The 26,122-nt window shown below is 67.4% G+C and carries 24 protein-coding genes; 7 read left to right on the top strand and 17 right to left on the bottom strand.

What is annotated here, in order from left to right; all coding sequences use genetic code 11:
* Positions 1 to 664 precede the first annotated feature (664 nt).
* From AC5P7I_RS06465 to AC5P7I_RS06450, 4 genes are all read left to right on the top strand, one after another.
* The gene (locus AC5P7I_RS06465) at positions 665 to 1,057 is read left to right on the top strand and encodes a barstar family protein (RefSeq protein WP_262088384.1); all 393 of its coding nucleotides are present in this window, start codon (positions 665 to 667) and stop codon (positions 1,055 to 1,057) included.
* Positions 1,058 to 1,192: 135 nt separating this feature from the next.
* Complete coding sequence (mutS, locus tag AC5P7I_RS06460; protein WP_262088383.1) at positions 1,193 to 3,784, top strand: DNA mismatch repair protein MutS; 2,592 nt, start codon at positions 1,193 to 1,195, stop codon at positions 3,782 to 3,784.
* Between the two features lie 189 nt (positions 3,785 to 3,973).
* A complete protein-coding gene (locus tag AC5P7I_RS06455; protein ID WP_049441489.1) occupies positions 3,974 to 5,617 on the top strand; it encodes a catalase in 1,644 nt (547 codons plus the stop codon).
* A 108-nt stretch (positions 5,618 to 5,725) separates the two neighbouring features.
* Positions 5,726 to 6,328: a DUF937 domain-containing protein gene (locus AC5P7I_RS06450; protein ID WP_046429556.1), complete on the top strand. Its 603-nt coding sequence runs from the start codon at positions 5,726 to 5,728 to the stop codon at positions 6,326 to 6,328.
* 38 nt (positions 6,329 to 6,366) lie between these two features.
* Here AC5P7I_RS06450 and AC5P7I_RS06445 read toward each other — a convergent pair whose 3' ends face one another.
* Positions 6,367 to 6,774 carry an RNA-binding S4 domain-containing protein gene (locus AC5P7I_RS06445; RefSeq protein WP_069117404.1) on the bottom strand — a complete coding sequence of 136 codons (408 nt, stop codon included), beginning with the start codon at positions 6,772 to 6,774 and terminating at the stop codon, positions 6,367 to 6,369.
* Positions 6,775 to 6,783: 9 nt separating this feature from the next.
* Positions 6,784 to 7,023 (bottom strand): hypothetical protein, encoded by a 240-nt coding sequence (locus AC5P7I_RS06440; protein WP_014646407.1) that lies wholly within the window; start codon positions 7,021 to 7,023, stop codon positions 6,784 to 6,786.
* Between the two features lie 62 nt (positions 7,024 to 7,085).
* On the opposite strand from AC5P7I_RS06440, the gene AC5P7I_RS06435 reads away from it, so the two are divergent.
* Complete coding sequence (locus AC5P7I_RS06435) at positions 7,086 to 8,546, top strand: MATE family efflux transporter (protein WP_262088382.1); 1,461 nt, start codon at positions 7,086 to 7,088, stop codon at positions 8,544 to 8,546.
* 69 nt (positions 8,547 to 8,615) lie between these two features.
* Here the strand turns inward: AC5P7I_RS06435 and AC5P7I_RS06430 are convergent, their stop codons facing one another.
* From AC5P7I_RS06430 to ffh, 11 genes are all read right to left on the bottom strand, one after another.
* On the bottom strand, positions 8,616 to 9,023 hold the full coding sequence (locus AC5P7I_RS06430; RefSeq protein WP_164077109.1) for a DUF1801 domain-containing protein: 408 nt from the start codon (positions 9,021 to 9,023) through the stop codon (positions 8,616 to 8,618).
* A 38-nt stretch (positions 9,024 to 9,061) separates the two neighbouring features.
* On the bottom strand, positions 9,062 to 9,496 hold the full coding sequence (locus tag AC5P7I_RS06425; protein ID WP_164077110.1) for a DUF1801 domain-containing protein: 435 nt from the start codon (positions 9,494 to 9,496) through the stop codon (positions 9,062 to 9,064).
* 79 nt (positions 9,497 to 9,575) lie between these two features.
* Positions 9,576 to 9,956 (bottom strand): DUF6404 family protein, encoded by a 381-nt coding sequence (locus AC5P7I_RS06420; RefSeq protein ID WP_164077111.1) that lies wholly within the window; start codon positions 9,954 to 9,956, stop codon positions 9,576 to 9,578.
* Between the two features lie 82 nt (positions 9,957 to 10,038).
* Positions 10,039 to 10,440: a 50S ribosomal protein L19 gene (gene rplS, locus AC5P7I_RS06415; protein ID WP_005415736.1), complete on the bottom strand. Its 402-nt coding sequence runs from the start codon at positions 10,438 to 10,440 to the stop codon at positions 10,039 to 10,041.
* Positions 10,441 to 10,594: 154 nt separating this feature from the next.
* On the bottom strand, positions 10,595 to 11,353 hold the full coding sequence (trmD, locus tag AC5P7I_RS06410; RefSeq protein WP_262088420.1) for a tRNA (guanosine(37)-N1)-methyltransferase TrmD: 759 nt from the start codon (positions 11,351 to 11,353) through the stop codon (positions 10,595 to 10,597).
* Between the two features lie 8 nt (positions 11,354 to 11,361).
* Positions 11,362 to 11,874 carry a ribosome maturation factor RimM gene (gene rimM / locus AC5P7I_RS06405; protein ID WP_010483256.1) on the bottom strand — a complete coding sequence of 171 codons (513 nt, stop codon included), beginning with the start codon at positions 11,872 to 11,874 and terminating at the stop codon, positions 11,362 to 11,364.
* A gap of 44 nt (positions 11,875 to 11,918) precedes the next feature.
* Complete coding sequence (gene rpsP, locus AC5P7I_RS06400; protein WP_005415733.1) at positions 11,919 to 12,179, bottom strand: 30S ribosomal protein S16; 261 nt, start codon at positions 12,177 to 12,179, stop codon at positions 11,919 to 11,921.
* Between the two features lie 186 nt (positions 12,180 to 12,365).
* On the bottom strand, positions 12,366 to 12,968 hold the full coding sequence (locus AC5P7I_RS06395) for a suppressor of fused domain protein (protein ID WP_049441482.1): 603 nt from the start codon (positions 12,966 to 12,968) through the stop codon (positions 12,366 to 12,368).
* A gap of 127 nt (positions 12,969 to 13,095) precedes the next feature.
* The gene (locus AC5P7I_RS06390; protein WP_164077113.1) at positions 13,096 to 13,878 is read right to left on the bottom strand and encodes an aminotransferase class IV family protein; all 783 of its coding nucleotides are present in this window, start codon (positions 13,876 to 13,878) and stop codon (positions 13,096 to 13,098) included.
* Positions 13,875 to 14,951: an NAD(P)H-dependent flavin oxidoreductase gene (locus AC5P7I_RS06385; RefSeq protein WP_262088381.1), complete on the bottom strand. Its 1,077-nt coding sequence runs from the start codon at positions 14,949 to 14,951 to the stop codon at positions 13,875 to 13,877. Before AC5P7I_RS06385 ends, AC5P7I_RS06390 begins: the two co-directional genes overlap by 4 nt.
* 127 nt (positions 14,952 to 15,078) lie before the next feature.
* Positions 15,079 to 16,455 carry a signal recognition particle protein gene (gene ffh / locus AC5P7I_RS06380; RefSeq protein ID WP_005408591.1) on the bottom strand — a complete coding sequence of 459 codons (1,377 nt, stop codon included), beginning with the start codon at positions 16,453 to 16,455 and terminating at the stop codon, positions 15,079 to 15,081.
* 122 nt (positions 16,456 to 16,577) lie between these two features.
* Here ffh and AC5P7I_RS06375 point away from each other — a divergent pair, with 122 nt between their 5' ends.
* Positions 16,578 to 17,372: a cytochrome C assembly family protein gene (locus tag AC5P7I_RS06375; RefSeq protein ID WP_014646399.1), complete on the top strand. Its 795-nt coding sequence runs from the start codon at positions 16,578 to 16,580 to the stop codon at positions 17,370 to 17,372.
* 100 nt (positions 17,373 to 17,472) lie between these two features.
* Here the strand turns inward: AC5P7I_RS06375 and AC5P7I_RS06370 are convergent, their stop codons facing one another.
* The 4 genes from AC5P7I_RS06370 to radA form a co-directional block, all read right to left on the bottom strand.
* Positions 17,473 to 17,937 (bottom strand): YqhG/Tai3 family protein, encoded by a 465-nt coding sequence (locus AC5P7I_RS06370; protein WP_164077115.1) that lies wholly within the window; start codon positions 17,935 to 17,937, stop codon positions 17,473 to 17,475.
* Between the two features lie 107 nt (positions 17,938 to 18,044).
* Complete coding sequence (locus tag AC5P7I_RS06365; protein ID WP_046429547.1) at positions 18,045 to 20,351, bottom strand: tetratricopeptide repeat protein; 2,307 nt, start codon at positions 20,349 to 20,351, stop codon at positions 18,045 to 18,047.
* Positions 20,352 to 20,399: 48 nt separating this feature from the next.
* Positions 20,400 to 22,259 carry an ATP-binding protein gene (locus AC5P7I_RS06360; protein ID WP_164077116.1) on the bottom strand — a complete coding sequence of 620 codons (1,860 nt, stop codon included), beginning with the start codon at positions 22,257 to 22,259 and terminating at the stop codon, positions 20,400 to 20,402.
* A 135-nt stretch (positions 22,260 to 22,394) separates the two neighbouring features.
* Positions 22,395 to 23,771: a DNA repair protein RadA gene (radA, locus tag AC5P7I_RS06355; protein WP_014646395.1), complete on the bottom strand. Its 1,377-nt coding sequence runs from the start codon at positions 23,769 to 23,771 to the stop codon at positions 22,395 to 22,397.
* Positions 23,772 to 23,920: 149 nt separating this feature from the next.
* Between radA and AC5P7I_RS06350 the strand changes: the two genes are divergently transcribed.
* The gene (locus AC5P7I_RS06350) at positions 23,921 to 25,978 is read left to right on the top strand and encodes a putative bifunctional diguanylate cyclase/phosphodiesterase (protein WP_049404407.1); all 2,058 of its coding nucleotides are present in this window, start codon (positions 23,921 to 23,923) and stop codon (positions 25,976 to 25,978) included.
* Positions 25,979 to 26,122 lie beyond the last annotated feature (144 nt).

The following is a 26,122-nucleotide window of genomic DNA, read 5'->3' as shown; positions in this document are numbered from 1 at the left end:
ACCCACGCGCTGCGCTGAGGCAATACGGTCGAGGAGTGCATGGAAACTGCGTACTTTCTACTCATGCCTGTCCACGGAAATTGACTCCCAGGACCGCGCGACGGAAATTTCCTCGAGATACCGCTCAAGGTCTCTGAACGGAGAGACCCCTATAGCAGCGAAGGAGAACCACACGGCATCGCACTCGTCGCAGACAAATATCTGAACGCCGCGCTCCTTTACTTGAGCTTTCAACACCTCACCCTGCTCACAACGGGGACAGATCAAACAACCCCCATCGCACCGGAGATGCAGATACAAACTTACTGACCATCCCAGAAACAATTTCCCAGACCTTTCTTGCCGATGATACAGGAGGAGAATCTATTTCCATCACCCAGCCAGTCATCATTGACAGTGGAAGTTGAACGCGCCCGAGGGGGTCCTGCTGCCGATGGCACCAATCAATGAAGAAGAAGACTTCGGGCGAACTCTCTACCAGCTGATGGCCCTGCTATTGGCGATGGGTCACGTCGTTTTCTTCCCTGCAAACCGGCGCGCGCCACGACGGGAGTGCCGAGCACTTTGACTCAGCAAAGTAGTTTGCCAAACCCCAGCATGGGTCCGCAAAGCATCCGGCGCTCAGCCATGTCCAATGCACAGGGAACAACGCTACAGTCGACATATGTCGCTCATCCTGCAGATCGAAGGCTGTGCCATTCACGACATCCCCAGCCTGTACGCGGAGATCAACCGCGTGTTCATGCCCGGCGAGGACTGGCAGCTCGGGCCAAGCCTGGACGCCCTGGATGATCTGCTGCATGGCGTCCATGGCGTGTTGGCCGGCCATGAGCGGGCCACGGTGATCTGGAGTGATATCGAGCACAGCCGCGCCGCACTGGGACGAACTACCACATGCCAGTGGCTGCAGTCCAAGCTGGAAGCCCCGGGCACCTTCAACACGCGGACCATTTCGCGCCAGCTGGACGCCCTGCAACGGGGCGAGGGCCCAACCTACTTCGAGATCGTGATGGATATCTTCGCCAGCCACCGGCAGATCACCCTGGTCCCGGCCTGACCCCGTGGCTGTGCGGTACCCGCCTGCCACCGGTGGCGGCAGCCCTGTGCCCCAGCAGTTACCATGGACGGCCCTGTACCCGCTCCGTTGCCGCTGCCCTCCGGCGCGAACGGACGCCCCGGATTCACGAGCCCCATGTCCAAAGAAAAGTCCGCCGAACACACCCCGCTGATGAAGCAGTTCTTCGCAGCCAAGTCCGAGTATCCGGACCTGCTGCTGTTCTTCCGCATGGGCGACTTCTACGAGCTGTTCTACGACGATGCGCGCAAGGCCGCGCGCCTGCTCGACATCACCCTGACCCAGCGTGGCAGCTCCGGCGGCGCGCCGATTCCGATGGCCGGCGTGCCGGTACATGCCTATGAAGGCTACCTGGCGCGGTTGGTGGCGCTGGGCGAGTCGGTGGCGATCTGCGAGCAGATCGGCGACCCGGCGCTGGCCAAGGGCCTGGTCGAACGCAAGGTGGTGCGCATCGTCACCCCCGGCACCGTCACCGACGAAGCGCTGCTGGACGAACGCCGCGACACCCTGCTGATGGCGCTGTCGCGCACGAAGCAAGGCTACGGCTTGGCCTGGGCCGACCTGGCCGGTGGCCGCTTCCTGGTCAATGAAGTCGAGACCGACGACGCGCTGGAAGCCGAACTGGCCCGACTGGAACCGGCCGAGCTGCTGGTGCCCGACGAGGAGAACTGGCCCGACTTCCTGCGCCACCGCACCGGCGTGCGCCGCCGTGCGCCGTGGCTGTTCGACGCGGACAGCGGCCGCCGCCAGCTGCTGAACTTCTTCAAGCTGCACGATCTGAGCGGCTTCGGTATCGATGACAAGCCACGTGCCACCGCCGCCGCCGGCGCCCTGCTCGGTTATGTCGAGGAAACCCAGAAGCAGCGCCTGCCGCACCTGACCTCGATCGCGATGGAAACCGCCGCCGAGGCGATCGCGATGAACGCCGCCACCCGCCGCCACCTGGAACTGGATACGCGCGTCGACGGCGATACCCGCAATACCCTGCTGGGCGTGCTCGACAGCACGGTGACGCCAATGGGCGGGCGCCTGCTGCGCCGGTGGCTGCACCGCCCGCTGCGCCTGCGCGAGGTGCTGGTACAGCGCCACCATGCGGTGGAAACCCTGATCGATCACGGCAGCGATGCCGACATCCGCGAACAGTTCCGCCGCCTCGGCGACCTGGAACGCATCCTGACCCGCGTCGCACTGCGTTCGGCGCGCCCGCGTGATTTCTCCACCCTGCGCGATGGCCTGGGCCTGCTGCCGGCGGTGCGCGAAGTGCTGGCGCCGCTGGATTCACCGCGCCTGCAGGCACTGCATGCCGCCTTGGGCGAGCACGACGCGTGCGCACAGCTGCTGGCCAGCGCCATCGCCGAAATGCCGCCACTGAAGCTGAGCGACGGCGGCGTGCTGGCCGATGGCTTCGATGAAGAGCTGGACGAGCTGCGCCGCCTGTCCACCCATGCCGACCAGTTCCTGGTTGACCTGGAACTGCGCGAGCGCGAGAGCAGCGGCATTCCCACCCTGAAGGTGGGCTACAACCGCGTGCACGGCTACTACATCGAAATCAGCAAGGGCCAGTCCGATCGCGCGCCGGTGCACTACACCCGCCGCCAGACGCTGACCAATGCCGAGCGTTACATCACCGAAGAACTGAAGGCATTCGAGGACAAGGTGCTGTCCGCGCGCGACCGTTCGCTGTCGCGCGAGAAGTACCTGTACGAGCAGCTGCTGGATACCCTCGGCGCGCAGCTGGAACCGCTGAAGCAGTGCGCCGCCGCGCTGAGCGAACTGGACGTGCTGGCCGCCTTCGCCGAACGCGCGCAGGCGCTGGACTGGTCGCGACCGGAACTTGAAACGGCACCGTGCCTGAAGATCGAGCGTGGCCGCCATCCGGTGGTCGAGGCGGTGCGCGAGCAGCCGTTCGAACCCAACGATCTGGATCTGCATCCGGACCGCCGCATGCTGGTCATCACCGGTCCGAACATGGGTGGTAAATCGACCTACATGCGGCAGAACGCGCTGATCGTGCTGCTGGCCCACATCGGCAGCTTCGTGCCGGCCAGCCGGGCGCTGATCGGCCCGATCGACCGCATCCTGACCCGCATCGGCGCCGGTGACGACCTCGCCCGCGGGCAGTCGACCTTCATGGTCGAGATGGCCGAGACCAGCTACATCCTGCACCACGCCACCGCGCATTCGCTGGTGCTGATGGACGAAATCGGCCGTGGCACGTCCACCTACGACGGCCTGGCGCTGGCCGACGCGGTGGCCCGCCACCTGGCCTACCAGAACCGCTGCTACACGCTGTTCGCCACCCACTACTTCGAGCTGACCGCGCTGGCCGACGAGCAGCACGAGGGCGGCCGCAGCGGCATCGCCAACGTGCACCTGGATGCCGTCGAGCACGGTGAAGCGCTGGTGTTCATGCACGCTGTTAAGGACGGCCCGGCCAACCGCAGCTTCGGCCTGCAGGTGGCCGCACTGGCCGGCCTGCCGCGCGCCACCGTGGCGCAGGCGCGCCGTCGACTGGCCGAGCTGGAACAGCGCGGCGGTGAGAGCCATGCCGCCGAGCTGGCGCCGCAGGCACTGGATGCACCGCAGCAGTTCGGCCTGTTCGCGGCGCCGTCGAACAAGGCACAGGAAGCACTGGCCGCCATCGATCCGGACGAACTGACGCCGAAGCAGGCACTGGAAGCGCTGTACCGACTGAAAGCACTGCTGTAACCGCAGCACGCACCCCTGGCTTCCCGCCGCCACGCGGGAGGCCTGTCGAAAGATCCGGCAAATCTGATTCTTTGTTTCAATTGACAAAAACTATCAAACTGAGCGGATCATTCGATTATTCATTTCATCTGGCCCTAGCTAAAGTCGAGTGAAGATGTTCCATCCCGTCTTCACCCGCAGGAGCCAGCCATGAGCCAGTCCGATAACAACAGCCCGAAATGTCCGTATCACACCGCGCCGTCGCCTGCGGAAGGCGCCCAGCAGCAACGCGAGCTGAGCACTACCCCGAAGCAGAAGCACGGCGATGAACCGGTCACGCCGATGACCACGGCCTTCGGCGCACCGGTGGTGGACAACCAGAACAGCAAGACCGCCGGCCCGCGTGGCCCGCTGCTGATGGAAGACGTGTGGCTGCTGGAAAAGCTGGCCAACCTCAACCGCGAGATCATTCCCGAGCGCCGCATGCACGCCAAGGGCTCGGGCGCATTCGGCACCTTCACCGTCACTCACGACATCAGCAAGTACACCCGCGCCAAGCTGTTCGAGAAGGTCGGCAAGCAGACCGAGATGTTCGCCCGCTTCACCACGGTGGCCGGCGAGCGTGGCGCCGCCGACGCCGAGCGTGACATCCGCGGCTTCGCCCTGAAGTTCTACACCGAAGAAGGCAATTGGGACCTGGTCGGCAACAACACGCCGGTGTTCTTCCTGCGCGACCCGCGCAAGTTCGCCGACCTCAACAAGGCCGTCAAGCGCGACCCGCATACCAACCTGCGCAGCGCACGCAACAACTGGGATTTCTGGACGCTGCTGCCCGAAGCCCTGCTGCAGGTGACCGTGGTGATGAGCGACCGCGGCATTCCGCGCAGCTTCCGCCACATGCACGGTTTCGGCTCGCACACCTACAGCTTCACCAACGCCGACAGCGAGCGCTTCTGGGTGAAGTTCCACTTCGTCAGCCAGCAGGGCATCGAATCGCTGACCGACGCGCAGGCGCAGATCCTGGTCGGCCATGACCGCGAAAGCCACGGCCGCGACCTGTTCGCCGCGATCGAGAAGGGCGACTTCCCGAAGTGGAAACTGTTCATCCAGGTCATGCCGGAACTGGAGGCGGAAACCTACCGCATCCATCCGTTCGACCTGACCAAGGTGTGGCCGAAGAGCGACTACCCGCTGATCGAAGTGGGCCAGTTCGAACTGAACCGCAATCCGGTCAACTGGTACCAGGACGTGGAGCAGTCAGCGTTCGCGCCGAGCAACCTGGTGCCGGGTATCGGCCCGTCGCCGGACAAGATGCTGCAGGCGCGCCTGTTCGCCTACTCCGATGCGCAGCGCTACCGCCTGGGCGTGAACCACCACCAGATTCCGGTGAACGCGGCGCGCTGCCCGGTGCACAGCAACCACCGCGACGGTGCGATGCGCGTGGACGGCAACTACGGCGGCCTGCCGCACTACGAACCCAACAGCTACGGCCAGTGGCAGGAACAGCCGCAGTACCGCGAACCGCCGATGAAGATCCGCGGCGACGCCGACTTCTGGAACTTCCGTGAGGACGACGCCGACTACTTCAGCCAGCCCGGTGCGCTGTTCCGCAGCTACAACCAGGCACAGAAGGAGCGACTGTTCGCCAACACCGCCCGTGCCCTGGGCGATGCGCCGGACTTCATCAAGCAGCGCCACATCGACAACTGCAGCAAGGCCGACCCGGCCTATGGCGCTGGTGTTGCCGCGGCGCTGAAGGCGCTGGCCAGCCAGCCGACGGATCCGTTCAAGCCGGCCCAGCCGGAAGCGGACTTCCCCACCGCGACCCCGGGCGCCGAAGACATCGAGCTCTGATCGCCCCGCCCCGTGAACGCCACGCCGCCTCCCCGTGAGGCGGCGTCGCCGTTTTAACGGTCTGCGTCGTACCTTCTGCACGCCCAACCCCAATCAAGGATTCCGCAGATGAGCCTGACCGACGAACTTCTCGCCAAATTGCAGGGCGCCCCGCTGCAGCAGGTATCGCAGCAGCTCGGCATCAGCGATACCCAGGCCTCCGGTGCGATCAGTGCCGCGCTACCGGTGCTGATGGGCGCGCTGGGCAACAACGCCTCGCAGCCGCAGGGCGCACAGGCGCTGCTCGGTGCACTGCAGAACAACCACAGCGGCCTGGACCTGGGCAGCGTGCTCGGCTCGGTACTGGGCGGCGGTGGCGGTGGCGCCGCCAGCGACGGTGCCGGCATCCTCGGCCACATCTTCGGCGGCAGCCAGCAGAAGGTGGAAACCGGCCTGGCCCAGGCCACCCAGCTCGACAGCGGCCGTACCAGCCAGCTGCTGCAGATGCTCGCACCGATCGTGATGGCCTTCCTCGCCCAGCGCCTCGGTGGTGGCCAGGCCGATGCCGGCTCGCTCAGCCAGGCCCTCGGCCAGGAAAAGCAGCAGGTGCAGCAACAGGGCGGCCTTGCCGGCGGCCTGCTTGGCAGCGTGCTGGACCAGGACGGTGACGGCCAGCTCGGCGTGGGCGATCTGCTGAAGATCGGCGGCAGCCTGCTGGGCGGCAAGCGCTGAGCCAAGGGGGCGCCGGACCCGGTCTGGCGCCCTGCAACTTACAACGCGTCGATATCGCCGAGCGCGCGGATCAACCGCCGTGCGCGTTTGTCCGGCTTGTGCTCCGGCGGCTGGAAACCATCGCGTGCGGCGATGCGCAGCGCCCGCTGCTCGGCGCGGCGGGCCCTGGAGGCCTCACTCTCGGCATACAGCTGCTGCGCCGCCGGCGCCGGCCCGCGCTGATCGCTCAGCCCCAGCACCTGGATCTCGAAATGCTCCTCGCCGCGTTCCACCTGCAGCTGCTCGCCGACGCGCACCGCGCGTGAGGATTTCGGGCGCTGCCCAGCCACGCTGACCTTGCCGGTCTCGATGGCCTGCTTGGCCAGGCTGCGGGTCTTGAAGAAACGGGCCGCCCACAGCCAGATGTCCAGTCGGACACTGGGCGGCAGCGGGGAAAGCTCGGTCATCGGCAGGGACTACTCCGTTCGCTTGTTCAGGGGACGCGGGTTGTCGGGGTCGGTGCGGCAGCCGCTGCCCCCGATCAGCGTGGGTACGCCGGCAGAAAGATCCTGGCGCTGGCTGCCGACCAGGCACTCGGGCCGGTCGGTGGGCCGCACCTGGGTATCGCCCAGCCGGTCACCTGTCGAACATGCGGCCAGTACGACGCTGATCAAGGCCAGCGCCAGGCTCCACTTCACCTGCAGTCGTTGATGCATTGCCACATCCCGCAAACCGGCTTGGTGCTAGTGTGCGCCTCCCGGGATTCGATCACCACTCCATGGCCAAAGCGCCGCTTGACCTGACCTCCGGCCCGATCGGCCGCAATCTCCTGCTGTTTTCCCTGCCGATCCTGGCAGGCAACATCGCGCAGTCGCTGAACGGTTCGGTGAATGCGGTCTGGGTCGGGCGCTTCCTCGGTGAGGCGGCACTGACCGCCACCGCGAACGCCAACAACATCATGTTCTTCCTTATCGGCTCGGTGTTCGGCTTCGGCATGGCTTCGACCATCCTGATCGGACAGGCGATCGGCGCGCGCGACATCGCGCAGGCGCGGCGCGTGGTCGGCACCAGTGCCACCTTCTTCATCGGCCTGTCGGTGATCATCGCCATCGCCGGCTGGTTCATGGCCCATCCGCTGCTGGCGGCGATGGGCACCCCGGCCGCCTCGCTGCCATTGGCCGAGGCCTACCTGCAGATCATCTTCCTGGCGATGCCGACGCTGTACGCGTTCGCCTTTCTCACCGCCGCCCTGCGCGGTGCCGGTGATTCGCGCACGCCGTTCCGCTTCCTGATGGTATCGGTGGCACTGGACATCGTGCTGAACCCGGTACTGATCTTCGGCATGGGGCCCTTCCCCGCGCTGGGCATCGCCGGCTCGGCCTGGGCCACGCTGGTCGCGCAGACGCTGTCGCTGGCCGGCCTGCTGCTGTACATGCGGCACAAGCGCCACACCCTGTGGCTGGGCCGCGCCGACCTGCGCCTGTTCAAGCTCGACATGACCATCCTCAAGGCGCTGGTGGTCAAGGGCGTGCCGATGGGCCTGCAGATGGTGCTGATCTCGCTGTCGGTGATCCTGCTGATGACCATGGTCAACCAGTACGGCACCGACACCGGCGCGGGCTACGGCGCGTCCCTGCAGCTGTGGAACTACCTGCAGATGCCGGCGATGGCGATCGGTGCGGCGTGTTCTTCGATGGCCGCACAGAACGTCGGTGCGCAGCGCTGGGACCGCGTGCGCGGTACCGCACGCCAGGGCGTGCTGTTCAACTTCCTGCTGACCGGCGCGCTGATCCTGCCGTTGGTTGTGTTCGATCGCCAGCTGCTGGCGCTGTTCCTGCCGCCGGCCAGCCAGGCGCTGGACATCGCCCGCCACCTCAACCATGTGGTGATCGGCTCGTTCCTGTTCTTCGGCGTCAGCTTCGTGATCTCCGGCGTGGTGCGCTCCACCGGCGCGGTGATTCCGCCACTGCTGATCCTGGCCGGCTCGCTGTGGGGCGTGCGCGTGCCGTTCGCCGAACTGCTGCAGCCGTACTGGGGCGCCGATGCAATCTGGTGGAGCTTCCCGGTCAGCTCGCTGGTGTCGATGCTGCTGTCGCTGGCGTATTACCGCTGGGGCGGCTGGCGCAAGGCGAAGATGATGGGCAGGCCCTCGCATGCCGAAGAACTGGCGACGCCGTCGGAGATTCCGGCCTGTCCGCCGTCGCCGGTGGCCGACCCGGATGCCGCACCGCCACGGTAGTGCCGGCCGCTGGCCGGCAACCTCACACCTCTCCAGCAGCATCGCGCAACAGCCGGCCAGCGGCCGGCTCTACCGTTTCTTCTTCGCCGCATTGAACGCCGCCGCTGCGCGCAGCAGCGCCTTGAACGCAGCGGCATCCGGCATCGCACCTTCATGGATGTCGATCGCACGCCGCGTGTTGCCCTCCAGGCTGGCGTTGAACAGGCCTTTGGGATCGGTCAGCGCCGCACCGTTGGCGAAGGTCAGTTTCACTGCCTGCTTGTAGGTTTCGCCGGTGCACAGGATGCCGTTGTGCTCCCACACCGGTGTACCGCGCCACTTCCAGGCTTCCTGCACGTCCGGCAGCGCTTCATGGATCAATGCACGCACGCGTGCCAGCGTTTCGCCGCGCCAGTCTCCCAGCTCGGCGATGCGTGCATCGATCAGTTCGGTCGCCGGGGTTCCGGCATCGTCAGGGTTCGGCGCGTGCGTGGCCATCAGCGGTTCTCGTCGGGAAAGGAATCAGAACGGTGGGCTTACATGCGCTCGCCGGGCAACGCGGCGGCCTGGCGCACCCAGTCCAGGAACTGCGCTTCATCCAACAGGCCGGATTCGTGGATGTGCAGGTAGCGCGTGTCGCCGCTCCTGGACGGCTCCGGTGGCGGCGGCGTCAGTGCAGCGCCGCGGAAAAAGGCCACCTTGATGTAGCGGGTGAAGCAATGGAAGCTGAGAAACCAGCCCGCGCCGACGGCCATCGCATACATCGGCGAGTTCCACTTCACCGCCTTGTGCACGCCGGGTACGGCCCGTTCGATCAGGGCATCCAGTCGCGCGCCAATCGGGCGTTTCCAGTCCGGCATGGCGGCGATGTACGCCCGCACCGGGGCATCGCCCTCGCCCTTGGCGATCTGCGGGTTGCCACCGGACAGCAGGGTGGGCGCAGCGGTGGGTGCGGTTCGCTTGGCAGGCATCGCACGGTACGGGCATCGGGATGATGCGGCAGCCTAGCGCGGCCCGTAGCCGTCGGTCACGGCGCAGTGCGCCATCGGCTCAGTCCGCCTGCCGCGCCCGGAACTGGCGCCAATCCGGCAGCTTGCGGTGGCGGCGCAGCGAGCGCATCAGCGCCGCCATCACAAGGCCGAACAGCGCGCCGGCCACCAGATCGGCCACCAGCAACAGCACCAGCGGACGTTCGCTGCCCTGCCACAGCATCAGCCACATCAGCGCGGTCCAGAACAGCCCGAACAGCAGGCCCTGCACCAACGCGTTGGTGCCAAAGCCGGCCAGGATCGGTGGCGGCAGTGCGATGCCCAGGCGCCACAACAGGCGATGCAGCAACGGCGCCGATTGCACGCGTGCCAGCCCCTTGCCGTCGAGAAAGCGCAACGCCGACTGGATCACGGCCGGATAGCGAAGGTTGATGTCGTTCATCACCTGATCGTGGCCGATGCGATGCCGGAAACGCAAACGGCCACCCGAAGGTGGCCGTCGCGGCAACAACCGAAGTTGTTTATCAGGCCTTGTCGGCCAGACGGGCAGCCTTGGCGGCAGCAGCGGCAGCCAGGTCTTCCTTGATGCGGGCAGCCTTGCCTTCCAGGCCACGCAGGTAGTACAGCTTGCCGGCGCGGACCTTACCACGACGCTTCACTTCGACCGAGTCGATGATGGCGCTGTGGGTCTGGAAAACGCGCTCGACGCCGTAGCCGTGCGAGATCTTGCGGACGGTGAACGAGGAGTTCAGGCCGGCGTTCTTGGTGGCGATGACGACGCCTTCGTAGGCCTGCACGCGCTCGCGGCTGCCTTCCTTCACCTTCACGTTGACGACAACGGTGTCGCCCTGGCTGAACTTCGGCAGTTCACGGGTGATCTGGGCGGATTCGAATTCCGCGACGATGGACTTGTTCAGCTTGCTCATGGGTTACACCGATTCTTGTTCGGGTGGGCGTGTCGTATCGACAACGTAGGCTCATGCAGTCACCGGACTGTGCTGCACGTTTGTTTTGGGTACTGCGCGCGCCGACCAGGGTCGACGGTAATTGGCCATGATAGCCGATAAAGCCGACCCTGCGCTAGGGGCTGGCCTTCTGGTTCCGGGCCTGACGGCCCTGCTCCAGCAGTTTGCGGTCGGCCTTGTCCAGTGCCTGTTCATCCAGCAGGTCCGGGCGCCGCTCGGCGGTCCGGAGCAGCGACTGCTGGCGGCGCCAAGCGGCGATGGCCGCGTGGTTGCCCGAGCGCAGCACGTCCGGCACGTCACCCAGCGGGTGCTGGGCCGGCTGGCTGTAATGCGGGCAGTCGAGCAGGCCGAGGTCGCCCTCGAAGCTGTCCTGCGCCGCCGATTCGGCGTCGTTCAGGGCACCGTCCTGCAGGCGGGCCACGGCGTCGATGATCACCGCCGCGCCCAGTTCCCCCCCGGACAGCACGTAGTCGCCGAGGGAGATCTCCTCGTCGACATTGGCCTCCAGGAAACGCTCGTCGATGCCCTCGTAGCGGCCGCAGAGCAGGACCACGCGCGGCAGCGCCGCCAGTTCCCGCACCTTGGCCTGGGTCAGCGGCGCCCCCTGCGGGCTGAGGTAGATCACCCGCGCCGGGGTCGGATCGGCCTCACGGATCGCCTGCAGGCAGGCCTGCAACGGCTCGATCAGCATCACCATGCCCGGGCCACCACCGAACGGACGGTCGTCCACGCGGCGGTAGTTGCCTTCGGCGTAATCACGGGGGTTCCAGCCGTGCAGGCTGAACAGCCCCTTCTCCTGCGCGCGCCCGACCACGCCCAGTCCGGCGGACTGGGCGAGGAACTCGGGGAACAGGGTGATGACGTCGAAACGCATGCTCACGCTCAGAACTCGGGATCCCAGTCGACCACGACCAGGTTGGCCTCGAAGTCGACCGACTTGACGAAGTCCGGCTGCACGAACGGAATCATCCGCTCGCGGTCACCGCGGACCACCACCACGTCGTTGGCTCCGGTGCTGAACAGGTGCGAGACCTGGCCCAGGGCAACGCCCTCGGTGGTCTTCACGTCCAGGCCTTCCAGGTCCACCCAGTAGTACTCATCGGGCTTCGGTGGCGGCAATGCACTGCGGGCCACGTAGATCTCGGTGCCGTGCATCGCTTCGACGGTATCGCGGTCCTCGACGCCGGGGAAACGGGCGACCAGGTGCTTGCCGCTGTCGCGGCCACGCACACCTTCAATCGTGGTTTCCACGCCGGACGGGCTGCGCACGATCCACGGCTGGTAACGGAAAATGGCGGAACGTGGCTCGGTCCAGGACTCGAGCTTGATTTCGCCGCGCACACCAAAAGCGCCGACAACCCTGCCCAGCAGGATGCGGCGCTCGATATCTTTCATCTGCTTCAACCAAGAGGGCCACGCCGAAGCGTGGCCCGTCAGGATCAGGCCGCAGCGGCCTGGGACTTGGTCGCTTCCTTGATCAGGTTGCGGACCTTGTCGGTCGGCTGGGCGCCGTTCTTGACCCAATGGTCAACGCGGGCCAGGTCCAGCTCGATGCGCTTCTCGGCGCCCTGGGCAACCGGGTTGTAGAAGCCAACGCGCTCGATGTTGCGGCCGTCGCGCGCGCTGCGCACGTCGGTGACGATGATGTGGTAGAACGGACGCTTCTTGGCGCCGCCGCGGGTCAGTCGAATCTTGACCATGGTGTTTTTCCTATTGCCCAGTCGCCAGGATGGCGAGGTAAGCGGGCGATTATAGCGGCAGAGCCCGGCCGAGCCAACCCCGGGCTGTATCCATCTTCACGGTAGCGCAGTGCTATGCCTCGCCACTTTCGTTCAGCAAAGTGATCAACCTCCGACCGCCCCTCCAAGATTCCCGGGGCGATAGCGTCAGAGCGCTCCCGCTACCGGCGCCCGATGCATGTCCAGCACATCTACCTCGTGCCGCTGCAGCAGGTCGTCAAATGCATCGCCGCCAATCCGCTCGACAAGTTGCCGCTCGGATTCGTGGATGGCGATGCACTGCAGCCAGTTGATGGCAACCGGCGGGAACTGCAGCCCCGGGAACCTGGCGTCATTCCAGAAGAAGGGCGGCACCAGATAGACGTGCGGCATCCGGGTCGACGGGAAGTAGTCCTGCAGGATGTCGGGAATCACGCTACCAGGCTGCACCGCCGCACGATCGCGCATGATCGCGAAAGCCGTCGAGGCGACGACGTTGTCCCAATGCAGCGCGTCCTGTTCTGCACACGCACACAGCTCGACGCGCGTTTCCAGTTCGTGCCCCTCCGCATGACGTAACCCAGAATCCGATAGGCCGATGGACGAGATGGACTTCAGCCCTGCTTCCGGAGAGCTGAACGTCGTGAGGATATCGACTGAACGTAGGCGATGATCATCGTGAAAGGCCTGGACCTTGGGCCGCCCCTCAGAGCCCATGACCTTGATTGCGTGCATCGCTACCGCGCGATGCTGCTCGGTGACCATACCCATATCTGATTGAAACTCCTGAGTGTTGTTCGCTGCGGACGCATCCGCCGGGCATGGCCCGGCGCTACCGGCTGCAACGCTTCAAGGTAGCGTCCGGCTATGTCCAGCGATCGGCAACCACGCGCCTCGTTCAGGAAAGCGGCTGCCAGGCCACCGCCGCCAGCACCGCCCTGCCCTGTTCAGCCAGCGCCTGCGAGCCGGGCAGGACATGCCCGTCAATGGCCTCCAGCGCCCACAGGCCGCTGGCGTTGCAGGCAAAAGCCGCCTTCACGCCGGCCAGATCGGCCAGCGGCAGCGGCTGAGTGACCTGAGGCCCCGGCCAATGCCGCTTCAGCAGCGCTTCGGCCGTCCCGCGCAGGGCAGGCGCCTGTGGCCAGAGCAGCCGCTCACCATCGTGCACGGCCAGGTTCCAGGTGCTCCCTTCACTCACGTCGCCATCGGCGGTCACGAACAGCACATCGTCGAATCCTTGCGCCATCGCCGCGCGCCGCTCGGCAAACAGGCCAAACGTGCCCACATGCTTGATCTGCGGCATTTCGCGCTGCCAGGCCACGCTGCGCACGCGCTTGGGCGCGGCCAGGGCCACCGGCGCTGAAACTGCCACCAGCACGTCCACCGGCACGGCCGCCAGCGGATTGCGGAAATCGAAGCGGCGCGAGTACACCGTCACCCGCAGCGAGGCATCGGCCAGGCCGGCCTGCCGCAGCGCCTGCGACATCCACGCCCGCACCTGCACCGTGTCCAGTTCGCTGCCGAACAGTTCGCGCGTGGCCTGCGACAGCCGCGCCAGATGCAGGTCCAGCCCCTGCACTGCACCACCACGCACCTGCAGCGAGGTGAAGTGGCCGTAGTTCACCAGCGCCGGCAGCAGGTCCGCCACCTGCGCCGGCTGGCCATTGCAGGTGACCCTCATCGCAGCAGCGCCTGCGCCTGTTCCCACATGCCGCGCAGCACATCGGCGGCCGGCTGTGCAGGCGCCATCCACGCCGACTGCCCGGCCCAGGCCTGCATCGCCGCCAGGCGATTTTCCTGCACGGCCTGCTTGCGCATCGGCGCGGTCAGGCCACGCTGCACCGGGTACGGGCGCGGCGCAGGGGCGCCTTCGGCAGCAGCGGCGCGCACATACGCGGTCGCCAGGCCACGGCCAAGGCGGCCGCTGAACGCGCGCGTCGGCCAGGTATCTTCCGGTTCGCTGGCGGCCAGCCCATCGGCCCACGCCGATGCGATCGCCGCCTCGGGCGTGCGCAGGAAGGCGGTGCCGATCTGGACGGCGCTGGCCCCCAGGGTGAGTGCGGCAGCAATGCCACGGCCATCGGCGATGCCACCGGCAGCGATCACCGGAATCTGCAGGTGATCGGCCAGGCGCGGCAACAGCGCGAACAGCCCGACCAGCTGGCGTTCGGCCATTGCCGGATCAAACGCACCGCGATGGCCACCGGCCTCCATGCCCTGCGCCACCACGGCGTCGGCACCGGCGTCCTGTGCGGCACGCGCTTCGGACAAGGTGGTCGCGCAGGCGATCCAGGCAATGCCGGCGTCCTTCAGCTGCTGCACGTGGCGCGGCAGCAGCACACCCATGATGGTCGACGCCACCGCCGGGCGTGCCGCAAGCAACGCAGCGAACTGTTCTTCGAAATCGGCAGGCGTGGCGTCGGCGGCGCTGGCCGGCACGTCCGGGCCCCACTGCGCGAGGAAAGCGCGGCTGGCGGCCTCGGCAGCGACATTACGGCTCGGTGCGGGGTCCGGCAGCCACAGGTTCACCTGCGCCGGGCCGGTGGAGGTCGCGCGGAAGTCCTCCATCCAGCGACCGATATCGGCCGACGACGACAGCACCGCGCCCATCGCCCCCATGCTGCCGGCATTGGCCAGCGCGGCGGACAACGGTACGGGGCAGGCACCGGCCATCGGTGCCAGCAGGATCGGAACGGAAATGCCAAAGCGCCGGCAGAACGCCTCGACGCGGGAAGTTACAGCGGAACTCTGCATGACGGCCCATCGTTTCGTACAGGCCCCCATGGTGCGCGCGGGACAGGGGAAGAGTCGAGCCTGCTGCTGCGCGCCGCCGCCCGAGCGAAGGCTCGGGCGCTACATCACACTGCGACCGGGGCCGTCATCAACGGAACGGCATGCCGCGGCCGCCCATGGCGCCCATCATGCCCTTCATGCTGCGCAACATGCCCTTCATGCCACCGCCGGCCATCTTGCTCATCATCTTTTCCATCTGCATGTACTGCTTCATCAGCTTGTTGACGTCGGCCGGGGTCACGCCCGAACCCTTGGCGATGCGCGCGCGGCGCGAGCCGTTGAGCAGGTTCGGGTTGCGCCGTTCCTTCTTGGTCATCGAGCTGATGATGGCGATCATGCGCGGCACTTCCTTGCCCTGGCTGACCTGCTGCTTCAGGTGGTCGGGGATGTTGCCCAGGCCCGGCAGCTTGTCCATCAGGCCGCCGATGCCGCCCATGTTCTGCATCTGCTCCAGCTGGTCGCGCATGTCGTTCAGGTCGAACTTCTTTCCCTTCGCGACCTTCTCGGCCAGCTTGGCGGCCTTGTCCTTGTCGACCTGCTGCTCCACCTGCTCGACCAGCGACAGCACGTCGCCCATGTCGAGGATGCGGCTGGCGATGCGGTCCGGATGGAACACGTCCAGGCCTTCCGGCTTTTCGCTGACACCGACGAACTTGATCGGCTTGCCGGTGATGTAGCGCACGCTCAGCGCGGCACCGCCACGGGCGTCACCGTCGGTCTTGGTCAGCACCACGCCGGTCAGCGGCAGCGCATCACCGAAGGCCTTGGCGGTGTTGGCCGCGTCCTGGCCGGTCATGGCGTCGACCACGAACAGGGTTTCGGCCGGGTTCACGGCAGCGTGCAGGGCCTTGATCTCGGCCATCATCGCTTCGTCGATGGCCAGGCGGCCGGCGGTATCGACCAGCAGTACGTCGACGAACGACTTGCGGGCATCGTCGATGGCGGCGCGGACGATGGCTTCCGGCTTCTGGTCGGCGCTGGACGGGAAGAACAGCACGCCCACCTGCTCGGCCAGGGTCTTCAGCTGCTCGATCGCGGCCGGACGGTAGACGTCGGCCGAGACCACCATCACCTTCTTCTTGCGCTTTTCCTTCAGGTGCTTGGCCAGCTTGCCCACCGTGGTGGTCTTGCCGGCGCCCTGCAGGCCCGCCATCAGGATGATCGCCGGAGCGGGCACATTGAGGTTCAGGTCGCTGGCCTCGGCACCCATCACCGCGGTCAGCTCGTCGCGCACGACCTTGATCAGGGCCTGGCCCGGGGTCAGCGACTTCAGCACTTCCTGGCCAACCGCGCGCACCTTGATGCGCTCGATCAGGGCCTGCACCACCGGCAGCGCGACGTCGGCTTCGAGCAGCGCGATGCGTACTTCGCGGGTCGCCTCGCGGATGTTCTCCTCGGTCAGGCGGCCGCGGCCACGCAGGCGCTCGATGGTGCCGGAAAGGCGCTGGGTCAGGGACTCGAACATGCGGCGCAACCTGTCTGAAAGCGGGGGACAATAAGGCAGACAGTATAACGGGTCCGGCTGTCCGCCCGGACTGCGACCACCGGGCCGTCGCCAGCATCACAGGGGTATGCGAAACTGCAACGATGACAATCGTTCTCATCGCCGTCCTGCTCTACTTGGCTGCCAGTGCCCTGCTGGTGCGCGCGCTCGGCCGCGATGAAAGCACCGGCTCCCCCACCTGGCTGTGGCCGGCCCTGCCAGCGATGCTGCTGCATGGCGGTTACCACGTGATGGTGGCGATGCGCACCAACGGCGGGCCGGACATGCACTTCTTCGCCGCGCTGTCGCTGGTCGGCCTGGGCATGGCCTGGCTGACCTCGCTGGTGGGCGCGCGCGGCCGCATGTCGGCGCTGGGCGTGGTGGTGTTCCCACTGGCCGCGGTACTGCTTCTGGCCTATCACGGCTACGGCCACGAGCCGAGCAAGGTGCTGGGCTGGCGCCTGGCCAGCCATGCCTGGCTGGCGCTGCTGGCCTACGCCACGCTGAGCATCGCCGCGCTGCTGGCGATCATGCTGTGGCTGCAGGAACGCGCCCTGCGCCGCCGCGAGTTCCGCCCGTGGCTGCGCGCGCTGCCACCGCTGGCCGACCTGGAATCGCTGCTGTTCCGGGTGATCACGGTCGGCTTCGCGCTGCTGACCCTGACCCTGGTCACCGGCGTGCTGTTCGTCGACGACCTGCTGGCGCAGAAGCTGGTGCACAAGACCGTGCTGAGCGTGCTGTCGTGGATCGTGTTCGGCGTGCTGATGATCGGCCGTCGCCGCTACGGCTGGCGCGGCATGAAGGCGGTGCACTGGACGCTGGCGGCAATGCTGTTGCTGCTGCTGGCGTTCTTCGGCAGCCAGTTCGTGATCGAACTGGTGTTCGGGCATTCGCGATAAAGGCATGCCGACCAACGGTCGGCACCCACCCCAACATCACCGGGTAGTGCCGGCCGCTGGCCGGCAACTGAACCGCACCATGCGCGGATGCTGCCGCCGATCAGGGAATCGACTGCGCCAGGATCTTCCGCACCGAGCGACCGCTGTTGGTGAGGATGTCATCGACCTGCCAGCAGCCCTGGCCCTGGCGAACCATCGGCAGGCGGGTCACGTAGGCCTTCTTCCATACCGCATAGCGCATCTCGACCTGGCCGGCAGTGGCCGAGGCCTCTTTCCAGCGGTAACGCACCGGGGTTTCAATGTCGCCGTCCTGCGCATCCAGCCACGGGTCGGAATCGATCGTGCAGATGCCCTGTTCGCGCTGCTGGCAGGCACGCTCGCCACGCAGTGCCTTGCCGAACGCCGGGCTGACCAGCGCGGGCGGTGGCTCCAGCAGGTCACCATTGCCGGTCGTGGCTTCGAAGAAGGCACGGGCAACGGCCATGGGTTCCTGGCAGGCCGGTGCGGCCTGCACGGTGGGGGCCAGCAGCAGCCCGGCGATCACGAACATCCCTGTCTTTCGCATGTATTCCATTCCCTGGTGGTGATGATGATCCGTTGTAGAGCCGAGCCCATGCTCGGCTGCTTTCCGCGTGGGCCGAGCGCAGGCTCGGCTCTACAGGAGCGTGCAGCTTACAGCCCGTAACGCTCGATCACGTCCAGATGCGGCTGGCGATCCTGGTCACAGGCTTCAGCCAGGCGCAGCCAGCAATGCGGATGCGGCCACGTCGCGGTGTGCTGCTGGAGGAAGCGGTGCAGCGCCAGCGGCGCATGGTCCTGCGGCTGGGCGACGGTGAACAGCAGGCCGGGCAGCGTGCCCTCCTCCCTGTCGGGGTCGGTGACAGTGTAGTCCGGGCGGCTGTGCGACCACACCTTCCAACCCTGTGCTTCGGCCGCCTCGACGAAGGCATTCCACGCCTCTTCGCCCGGGTGCGCGCCATCGATCATCCAGCTGCGGGCGAAGCCGCCGCGCTCCAGCACATGCACCTGCGCATAGGTCGGGATGAAATGCTCGCGCGCTTCCTCCTCCTCGGGTGCCGGATGCACCAGTGCGGCATCGAACACCACCCAGTCGCCCACCTGCTGGGCGCGGTTGGACGGCGCATTCTCGACGATGCGCGCGGTCACCGGGCCGCTGCGGCGGGCGTAGTACTCCATCGGCTCGCCGTTCTCTTCGCTGCGGATGATCACCCAGCCCCATGGCTCCTCGACCACACCTTCCTGGCTGGACAGCTCCATGCCGATCGCCGCGGCCGAGCGGCGCACCGCGTCCCAGTCGCGCGCCGCGCTGGCCGCACTCATGTGGTCCCAATGCGCGGCGTTCGGCTCGTCCAGCAGCTCCACCAACTGCGCATAGCAGGCCTGGGCCTCGCTGAAGCGGCCGGTTTCCATGTACATGCGCGCCAGCGTGCCGCGCGCGCCGTGCGAGCCCGGAGACAGCTCCAGAAGCGATCGGGCCGCCTGCTCCAGCGCCGGCCAGTCGGACACCCGGCGTGCGCGCTGCACGTCGCACCAGTGCGCGAACACCGGCACGCTGCTGCGGTAGACCTCGGCCAGCTGGCGCAGGCCGTCGTCGTCCCCCTGCTCGGCCAGCCAGCGCATCAGCGTGTAGGCTGCGGGACCATCGTTCTGCGCATGGCTGCGTACGAACCGCCACAACAGCGCTCGCGCCTCGGCCTGCGCGCCGCAGGCGCTCAGCGCCGAGGCGGCCATCTCGGCCAAGGCCTCGTCATCGGGCAGCTGCGCCTGCGCCTGCAGCAACCACTGCGCCTCGCGCTCGGGGTCGCGCGCCTGGTTCTGTTCACCCTGCGCGTCCAGCCATGCCAGCAGCTCGCCGGCCGGCACCGGCAGCGGTGCGACATCCGGCAATGCATCGATGCGTGCCGCCAGGCCGGCCACCAGCGCTGCCGCCCCCCGGTCCTGGCGCAGCTGCGCCAGATGGGTGCGGGCCAGTTCCAGCTGGCGCAGCGCCACCCAGCGCGCACCACGCTGCAGGGCAAGCTCCAGGCTCAGCGCTGCCACTTCGATCAGCAGGCGATGCGATCCGACCCGGGCGAAGTGCTCGATGATCGTGTTGAAGCGCGTGCCCAGGTCCCACGTATTGCGCGCAGGGTCACGCTGGCACAGCGCTGCGGCGGTGTTCGCCCACAGCCGCCAGTAATTCGGGGTCAGCTCGCTCCACGGCACCAGCTGCTGCAGCGCTTCTTCGTCGCGGCCCAGCTGGGCCAACGCCCATGCCTTGGACAAGCGGCGCGGCACCGTGCAGTTGGCCGGCTCGTACTCCCCGGAGGCGGCCACTTCGGCTTCGCGCTTCTCGATCAGCGCCAGTGCCTCGTCGGCGCGGCCGACAGCGAGCAGGATCTTGATCTGCATCTCCGGGAAGCTGTCGAACACTTCCTTGCCACAGGCCTCCACGGCGTCGGCCTGCGCCTGCAGGTAATCCAGCGCCTCCTGGCCACGGCCATCGTCGAGCAGCGCATCGGCTTTCTCGCAGCTCAGGCACTGGAAGCAGGCCCAGCTGGGATCGATGCGGCCGAGGGTCTCGTCGCACACCTCGATGCGCTCGGGCACCCAGCCCGGGCCATCGATGTTGCCGTAGCAGGCGGCCAGGTCCTGGGTCACGCAGATCGACTGCGGGCATTCCAGGGTGTCTTCGCGGTGTGCCCGCTCGAACAGCGAAACGGCTTCGCCAAGTGCGCTCTCGCCTTCAACACGGTTGCCGACGCGGTTGCGCAGCGCCCAGTGGCCGACGTAGACGTCGACCCAGGGGTTGTCGAGCGCCTTGCCCAGTGCGCGTGCTTCGGGCAGCAGTGCATCGACGCGGTCGATCTGCAGTTCACTGACCTCGTCGGCGAGGCGGTTCAGCAGGTGCGCGTTCTGCGCCTGGCCGGCCTGGCGCAGGTCGCCCTGCAGTTTTTCGACCCAGTTCCAGATGTCCATGGGGTAAGTACTCCTGTCTAGCGAAGGCTGGATGAGAGGGCGCGGTGCTCAGCGCAGCATCTGCTGCAGAGCACCGGCGATATCGGTAAAGGCGCCGTTGAGATCCGGGCCCTGCGTGGCGGTCGTTGCCCGGGCCAAGGGACGGCCCTGCGCAGCGACGATGATCTTCAGCGAGCGCAGCAGGCGTGCCGCCGCTTCGGTCTGCGGGTGGCCCTCGCGCTGGGCGCGCAGCAGCGCCTGCACCGCCGGGTTGTCGAGGTTGAGGTACAGCCGCGAGGGTGCGCGCGATTCGATGCGTGCGGTGAACTGGCGCGCCAGGCGCAGCGCCGCCATCGAAACGCGCTTGTCGTTCTCGTCGTCTTCCAGGCGCTGCTTCAGTTCGGCCTCGCGGTCGGGCACCACCACCACCGGCAGTGCTTCCGGGCTGAAACGCGCCGGCAGCAGCTGCTCGCCATCACCCAGCTGTTCGCGCAGCCATGCGAGCTGCGCGTCGTCGAGGCTGTCATCGCTGCGGAACAGTGCGCGATTGCCCTGCTCGGTGCCGAGTTCAACCAGGCGCAGGCCCTTGGCCTGGGCCCAGCGCCGCAGGAACGGCACCACCGCGTAGCGATGGCCATGCGCGACCGGCACCCCCATCGCGCGGAACAGCATCTCTTCGAAGCCACCGCCATTGTCGAGGATGACATGCACGGCACCGCGCGCCGGCAGGGCACTGGCCGGCAGGTCGCCCTGCGAGGTCGGCACGCGCACATGCTCCATCAGCAGGTCGAACAGGCGGTCATCGCACAGCGCCGCGCCCAGCAGCGCCTCGTTGTGGCGGCTCAATACGCGTCGCCACGCCTCCGGCTGCTGCCGCGCAACGTCGGCCAGACCATCGATCAGCGCCTCCAGCAAGGCATGTTGCACAGCGCGGTACTGGTCATCGCGCTGCAGGTCTTCGCGGCTGGCGGTGGGAGTCAGCCGCGAGGATTCGATCACCCCGCCGATGAAGCCGGCCCACGGCGGCAGCAGGTCACGGGCATCGTCATCCAGCAGCATGCCGCGCACGAACACCGACAGGTTGCGGTTGTCGCTGGTGCCATAGGTGGCACCATCCTGCACCCACAGCAGGCCGGTGGCATCGCTGTTGCCGTCGGCACGCAGCGGCACGGTGACGATCGGCTCGAAATCGTGTTCGAAGCGCGCGGCGAACTGCAGTGCCTGGCGGCGTGCCTGCACCGGGTGCACGGCCACGTCACCCTGCCCCCGCCACGGCGGCGGCTCGGGGTTGAGCGCTTCGGTCGCAGCACCGATGAAGATCGGTTCGGACAGCAGCGCGCAGTAGCGGCCCAGCACCTCATGCAGGCGCGCCTCGTTGGCCAGTGGCAGGAAATCCGGATGCAGTTCCAGTTCCACCTCGGTGCCGACCGCGCGTGCCGGCACTTCGCTGACGGTGTACTGCTCGGCATTGCTGGACACGTACAGATGGCCCAGCTCCGGCGTCTGGTACGAGGTGGTACGCACGCTGACCCGGCGCGCCAGCACGAAGGCCGACAGGAAGCCGAGGCCGAACATGCCGATCAGGCCTTCATCATCCTCGCCGCCCTGGCGCAGGCCACGGGTATAGCCGACGCCGACGGTGGCCAGGTAGTCGTGGATCTCCTGGCGGGTCAGGCCGGCACCGGTATCGGTGATGCGCAGCACGCCGGCACCGGCATCGACCTGCACCGAAATGCGCGAAGGCACCTGGACGCCGGGCTGCTCGATGCGGCGGCGGATGATCGAGTCGTGCGCGTTCTGCACCAGTTCGCGCAGCGCCACCACCGGGGTGGAATACAGGTGCTTGCCCAGCACCGTCATCAGTCCATTGAGATCGACCCCGGCACGACGGATCTCGGCGTTGGGGGCGGTGAGCGCGGTGTCCTGCATGTAATCGTTTACTCCTGGGCACGGAAAGGCGCCAGAGGGCGCCTTCGTCGAGCGGGAAAAACTAGCACAGCCAGCCTGACCGTTGCCGTATATGACGTATGTGGAGGCAGGCCCCGCAGCAGTCCCCCCAGTGCCTCACGCCGCGTCGATGGCCTCGGACAGGCGCTCCACCGCGATCACTTCCATGCCTTTCACCGATCCGCCCTTGGGCGCATTGGCCTTGGGCACGATGGCGCGCTTGAAGCCATGGGTGGCGGCCTCGCGCAGGCGGTCTTCGCCATTGGGCACCGGCCGGATCTCGCCGGACAGGCCCACCTCGCCGAACGCAATCGTCTTTTCCGCCAGCGGCCGGTCCTGCAGCGACGACAACACCGCCAGCAGCACCGGCAGATCGGCCGCGGTCTCCTGCACGCGGATGCCACCGACCACGTTGACGAACACGTCCTGGTCGCCGACCAGTACGCCGCCATGGCGATGCAGCACCGCCAGCAGCATGGCCAGGCGGTTCTGCTCCAGGCCGACCGCGACACGGCGCGGATTCGACAGCGGCGACGCATCGACCAGCGCCTGCACCTCCACCAGCAGCGGCCGGGTGCCCTCGCGGGTGACCATCACGCAGCTGCCCGGCTGATGGGTGCTGCCGCCGGACAGGAAGATCGCCGATGGATTGGAGACCTCCTTCAGGCCCTTGTCGCCCATCGCGAACACGCCCAGTTCGTTGACCGCACCGAAGCGGTTCTTGAACGCGCGCAGCAGGCGGAAGCGGCTGCCGCTCTCGCCCTCGAAATACAGCACTGCATCGACCATGTGCTCGAGCACGCGCGGGCCGGCGATGCCGCCCTCCTTGGTCACATGGCCGACCAGGAACACGGCCGTGCCGGTCTCCTTGGCAAACCGGACCAGCCGCGCCGCGCTCTCGCGCACCTGGCTGACCGAACCGGGCGCGGCGGTCAGGCTCTCGGTCCACAGGGTCTGCACGGAGTCGGCCACGATCAGCCGCGGGCCGGCCTTGGACGCATGCTGCAGGATCGATTCGACCCCGGTCTCGGCCAGTGCGTTGACCCCGTCCAGCGGCAGCTCCAGGCGGTGCGCGCGGCCGGCGACCTGCGCCAGCGATTCCTCGCCGGTGACGTACAGCACCGGCAGTTCGGCCGCCATCTTCGCCACCGCCTGCAGCAGCAGGGTCGACTTGCCGATGCCCGGATCGCCACCGACCAGCACCACCGCGCCCTCGACCAGGCCACCGCCCAGCACCCGGTCGAACTCGCCGATGCCGGTGGAGACCCGGCGATGCTCGGTCTGCTCCACGTCCTTCAGGGCGGTGATCTTCGGCGGGTCGATCTTGCCGGCCCAGCCGGCCCGGCGCGAAGCCGGCGCCTTGGCCGCCGCCGCGCTTTCCAGCACGATTTCCGACAGCGAGTTCCAGGCGTTGCACTCGGTGCACTGGCCCTGCCACTTGCTGAATTCGGCGCCGCATTCATTGCAGACGTAGGCGGTGCGGGCTTTTGCCATCGGATGATTTCCAGCAACGGGAACAGGCGTGGCAGGATAGCCGAGCCGGGTCGCAGGTGCTGCGACCACTCAAGTCCTGCCCACCTGCGCCGATAGGGGTCGCGGGCGTGCGCCTTGCGGGCGCCCCTCCCTCCCCCACTGGATTCATCATGACTGGCAGCTACAGTCAGAGCCTGGTCATCATCTCCCTGCTGGTGGCCATTCTTGCTTCGTACACGGCGCTGGACATGGCCGGGCGCCTGGCCACGGCCGAGGGTCGCGTGGCCCGCTGGTGGCTGGCCGGCGGCGCGGCGGCCATGGGCCTGGGCATCTGGTCGATGCACTTCATCGGCATGCTCGCCTTCGACCTGCCGATTCCGGTGGGTTACGACCTTGGCATCACCCTGTACTCGCTGGCGGTCTCGATCGGCGCCTCAGCCTATGCGCTGTGGCTGGTGTCGCGGCCCAGCCTGCCGTGGCGCCGGCTGCTGGCCGGGGCCGTGCTGATGGGCCTGGGCATCGCCACCATGCATTACCTGGGCATGGCGGCGATGCGCATGCAGCCCGGCATTGACTACCACCCGGGCTGGTTTGCCGCGTCCATCGCGGTGGCCATCGGTGCCGCCGGCGCCGCACTGTGGATCGCCTTCCGCCTGCGCGCCGAGCGGCGCAACACCCTGCTGCTGCGCGCGCTTGCTTCGCTGGTGATGGGCCTGGCCATCGTCGGCATGCATTACACCGGTATGGCGGCGGCGCGCTTCCCCGAAGGCAGCATCTGTGGCGCCGTCGGCAGTGGCGGCATCGACACGCGCTGGCTGGCGGTGCTGGTGATCGTCACCACCGTGGCCACGCTGGGCATCGCCCTGGTCGCCTCGCTGTTCGACCGGCAGATGCGCGTGCGCACCGGGCTGCTGGCCGATTCGCTGGCGCACGCCAACGACAAGCTGATCCAGGCCGCGCTGCACGACCCGTTGACCCAGCTGCCCAACCGCATGCTGCTGCAGGACCGCATCGAGCAGGCCATCGAGAAGGCGCGGCGCCGCAACCATGCAGTGGCGGTGATGTTCTGCGACCTGGACGGCTTCAAGGCGGTCAATGATGCGTACGGCCACCAGCTCGGCGACCGCCTGCTGGTGGCGGTGGCACAGCGCATCGGCGGCCAGCTGCGACCGCAGGATACGTTGGCCCGCCTCGGCGGCGATGAGTTCGTGATCGTGCTGGCCATCGACATTCCCGACGATGCGGTGGTGGTGGCCGAGCGCATCATCGCCGCGGCCGGCGAACCGTTCCTGCTGGATGCGGCCGAACTGCAGGTCAGCGCCAGCCTGGGCATTGCCCTGTACCCGGATGACGCCGGCAACGAGCGCGAGCTGATGGCCCACGCCGATGCGGCGATGTACCACACCAAGGAAACCGGGCGGAACGGCTACACCTTCTTCACCCCGTCGATGCAGCTCAGTGCCAACCGCCAGCTGCGCCTGCTGCAGGACCTGCGCAAGGCCATCGCCCGCGACGAACTGATCCTGCATTACCAGCCCAAGTTCCCTGCCGCCGGCGCACCGGCCACCGGGGCCGAAGCGCTGCTGCGCTGGCAGCACCCGGAGCTGGGACTGCTGGCGCCGGACGTGTTCATCCCCATTGCCGAGCGCAGCGGCCTGATCCTGCCGATCGGTGACTGGGTATTGGACCGCGCCTGTGCGCAGCTGCGGGCATGGCACCAGGCCGGGCATACGGAATGGACAATGGCGGTGAACCTCTCGCCGCTGCAGTTCGCCTCGCCGGCACTGCTGGACAGCGTGCGCGAGGTGCTGCACCGGCACCGGATCGAACCGGCGCGGCTGACCCTGGAGATCACCGAGACCACGGCGATGAAGGACGTCGATGCCAGCCTCGCGATTCTCAACGACCTGACCGCGATGGGCGTGCACATCGCCATCGATGATTTCGGCACCGGCTATTCCAGCCTGCTGTACCTCAAGCGCATGCCGGCCACCGAACTGAAGATCGACCGTGCGTTCGTGCACGACCTGGAGCGCAATGACGAGGACGCCGCCATCGTCTCGTCGATCATCGCGCTGGGCCGCACCCTGCAGCTGCAGGTGGTGGCCGAGGGCGTGGAGACGCAGGCGCAGCGCGAGTACCTGAGCGAACTGGGGTGTGACCAGTTGCAGGGTTACCACCTGGGCCGACCGATGGACGCCGAGGAATTCCTGCGCCGGGTGGGGTGAAGCGCCAGGTCCGGGGTCGGATCCCTTGCCGCAGGCAAGGGCTCTGACCCCATCCATGCATGGCGTGGATCTCCTGGTAGAGCCGGCCGCTGGCCGGCTTCGCGTAATTGCCGGCCAGCGGCCGGCACTACCACCCTGTGCCGG

Source organism: Stenotrophomonas sp. YJH_SMC_138, assembly GCF_059369855.1.
The sequence above is the reverse complement of the archived record's forward strand: the minus strand, read 5'-3'. Positions and strand labels throughout refer to the sequence as shown.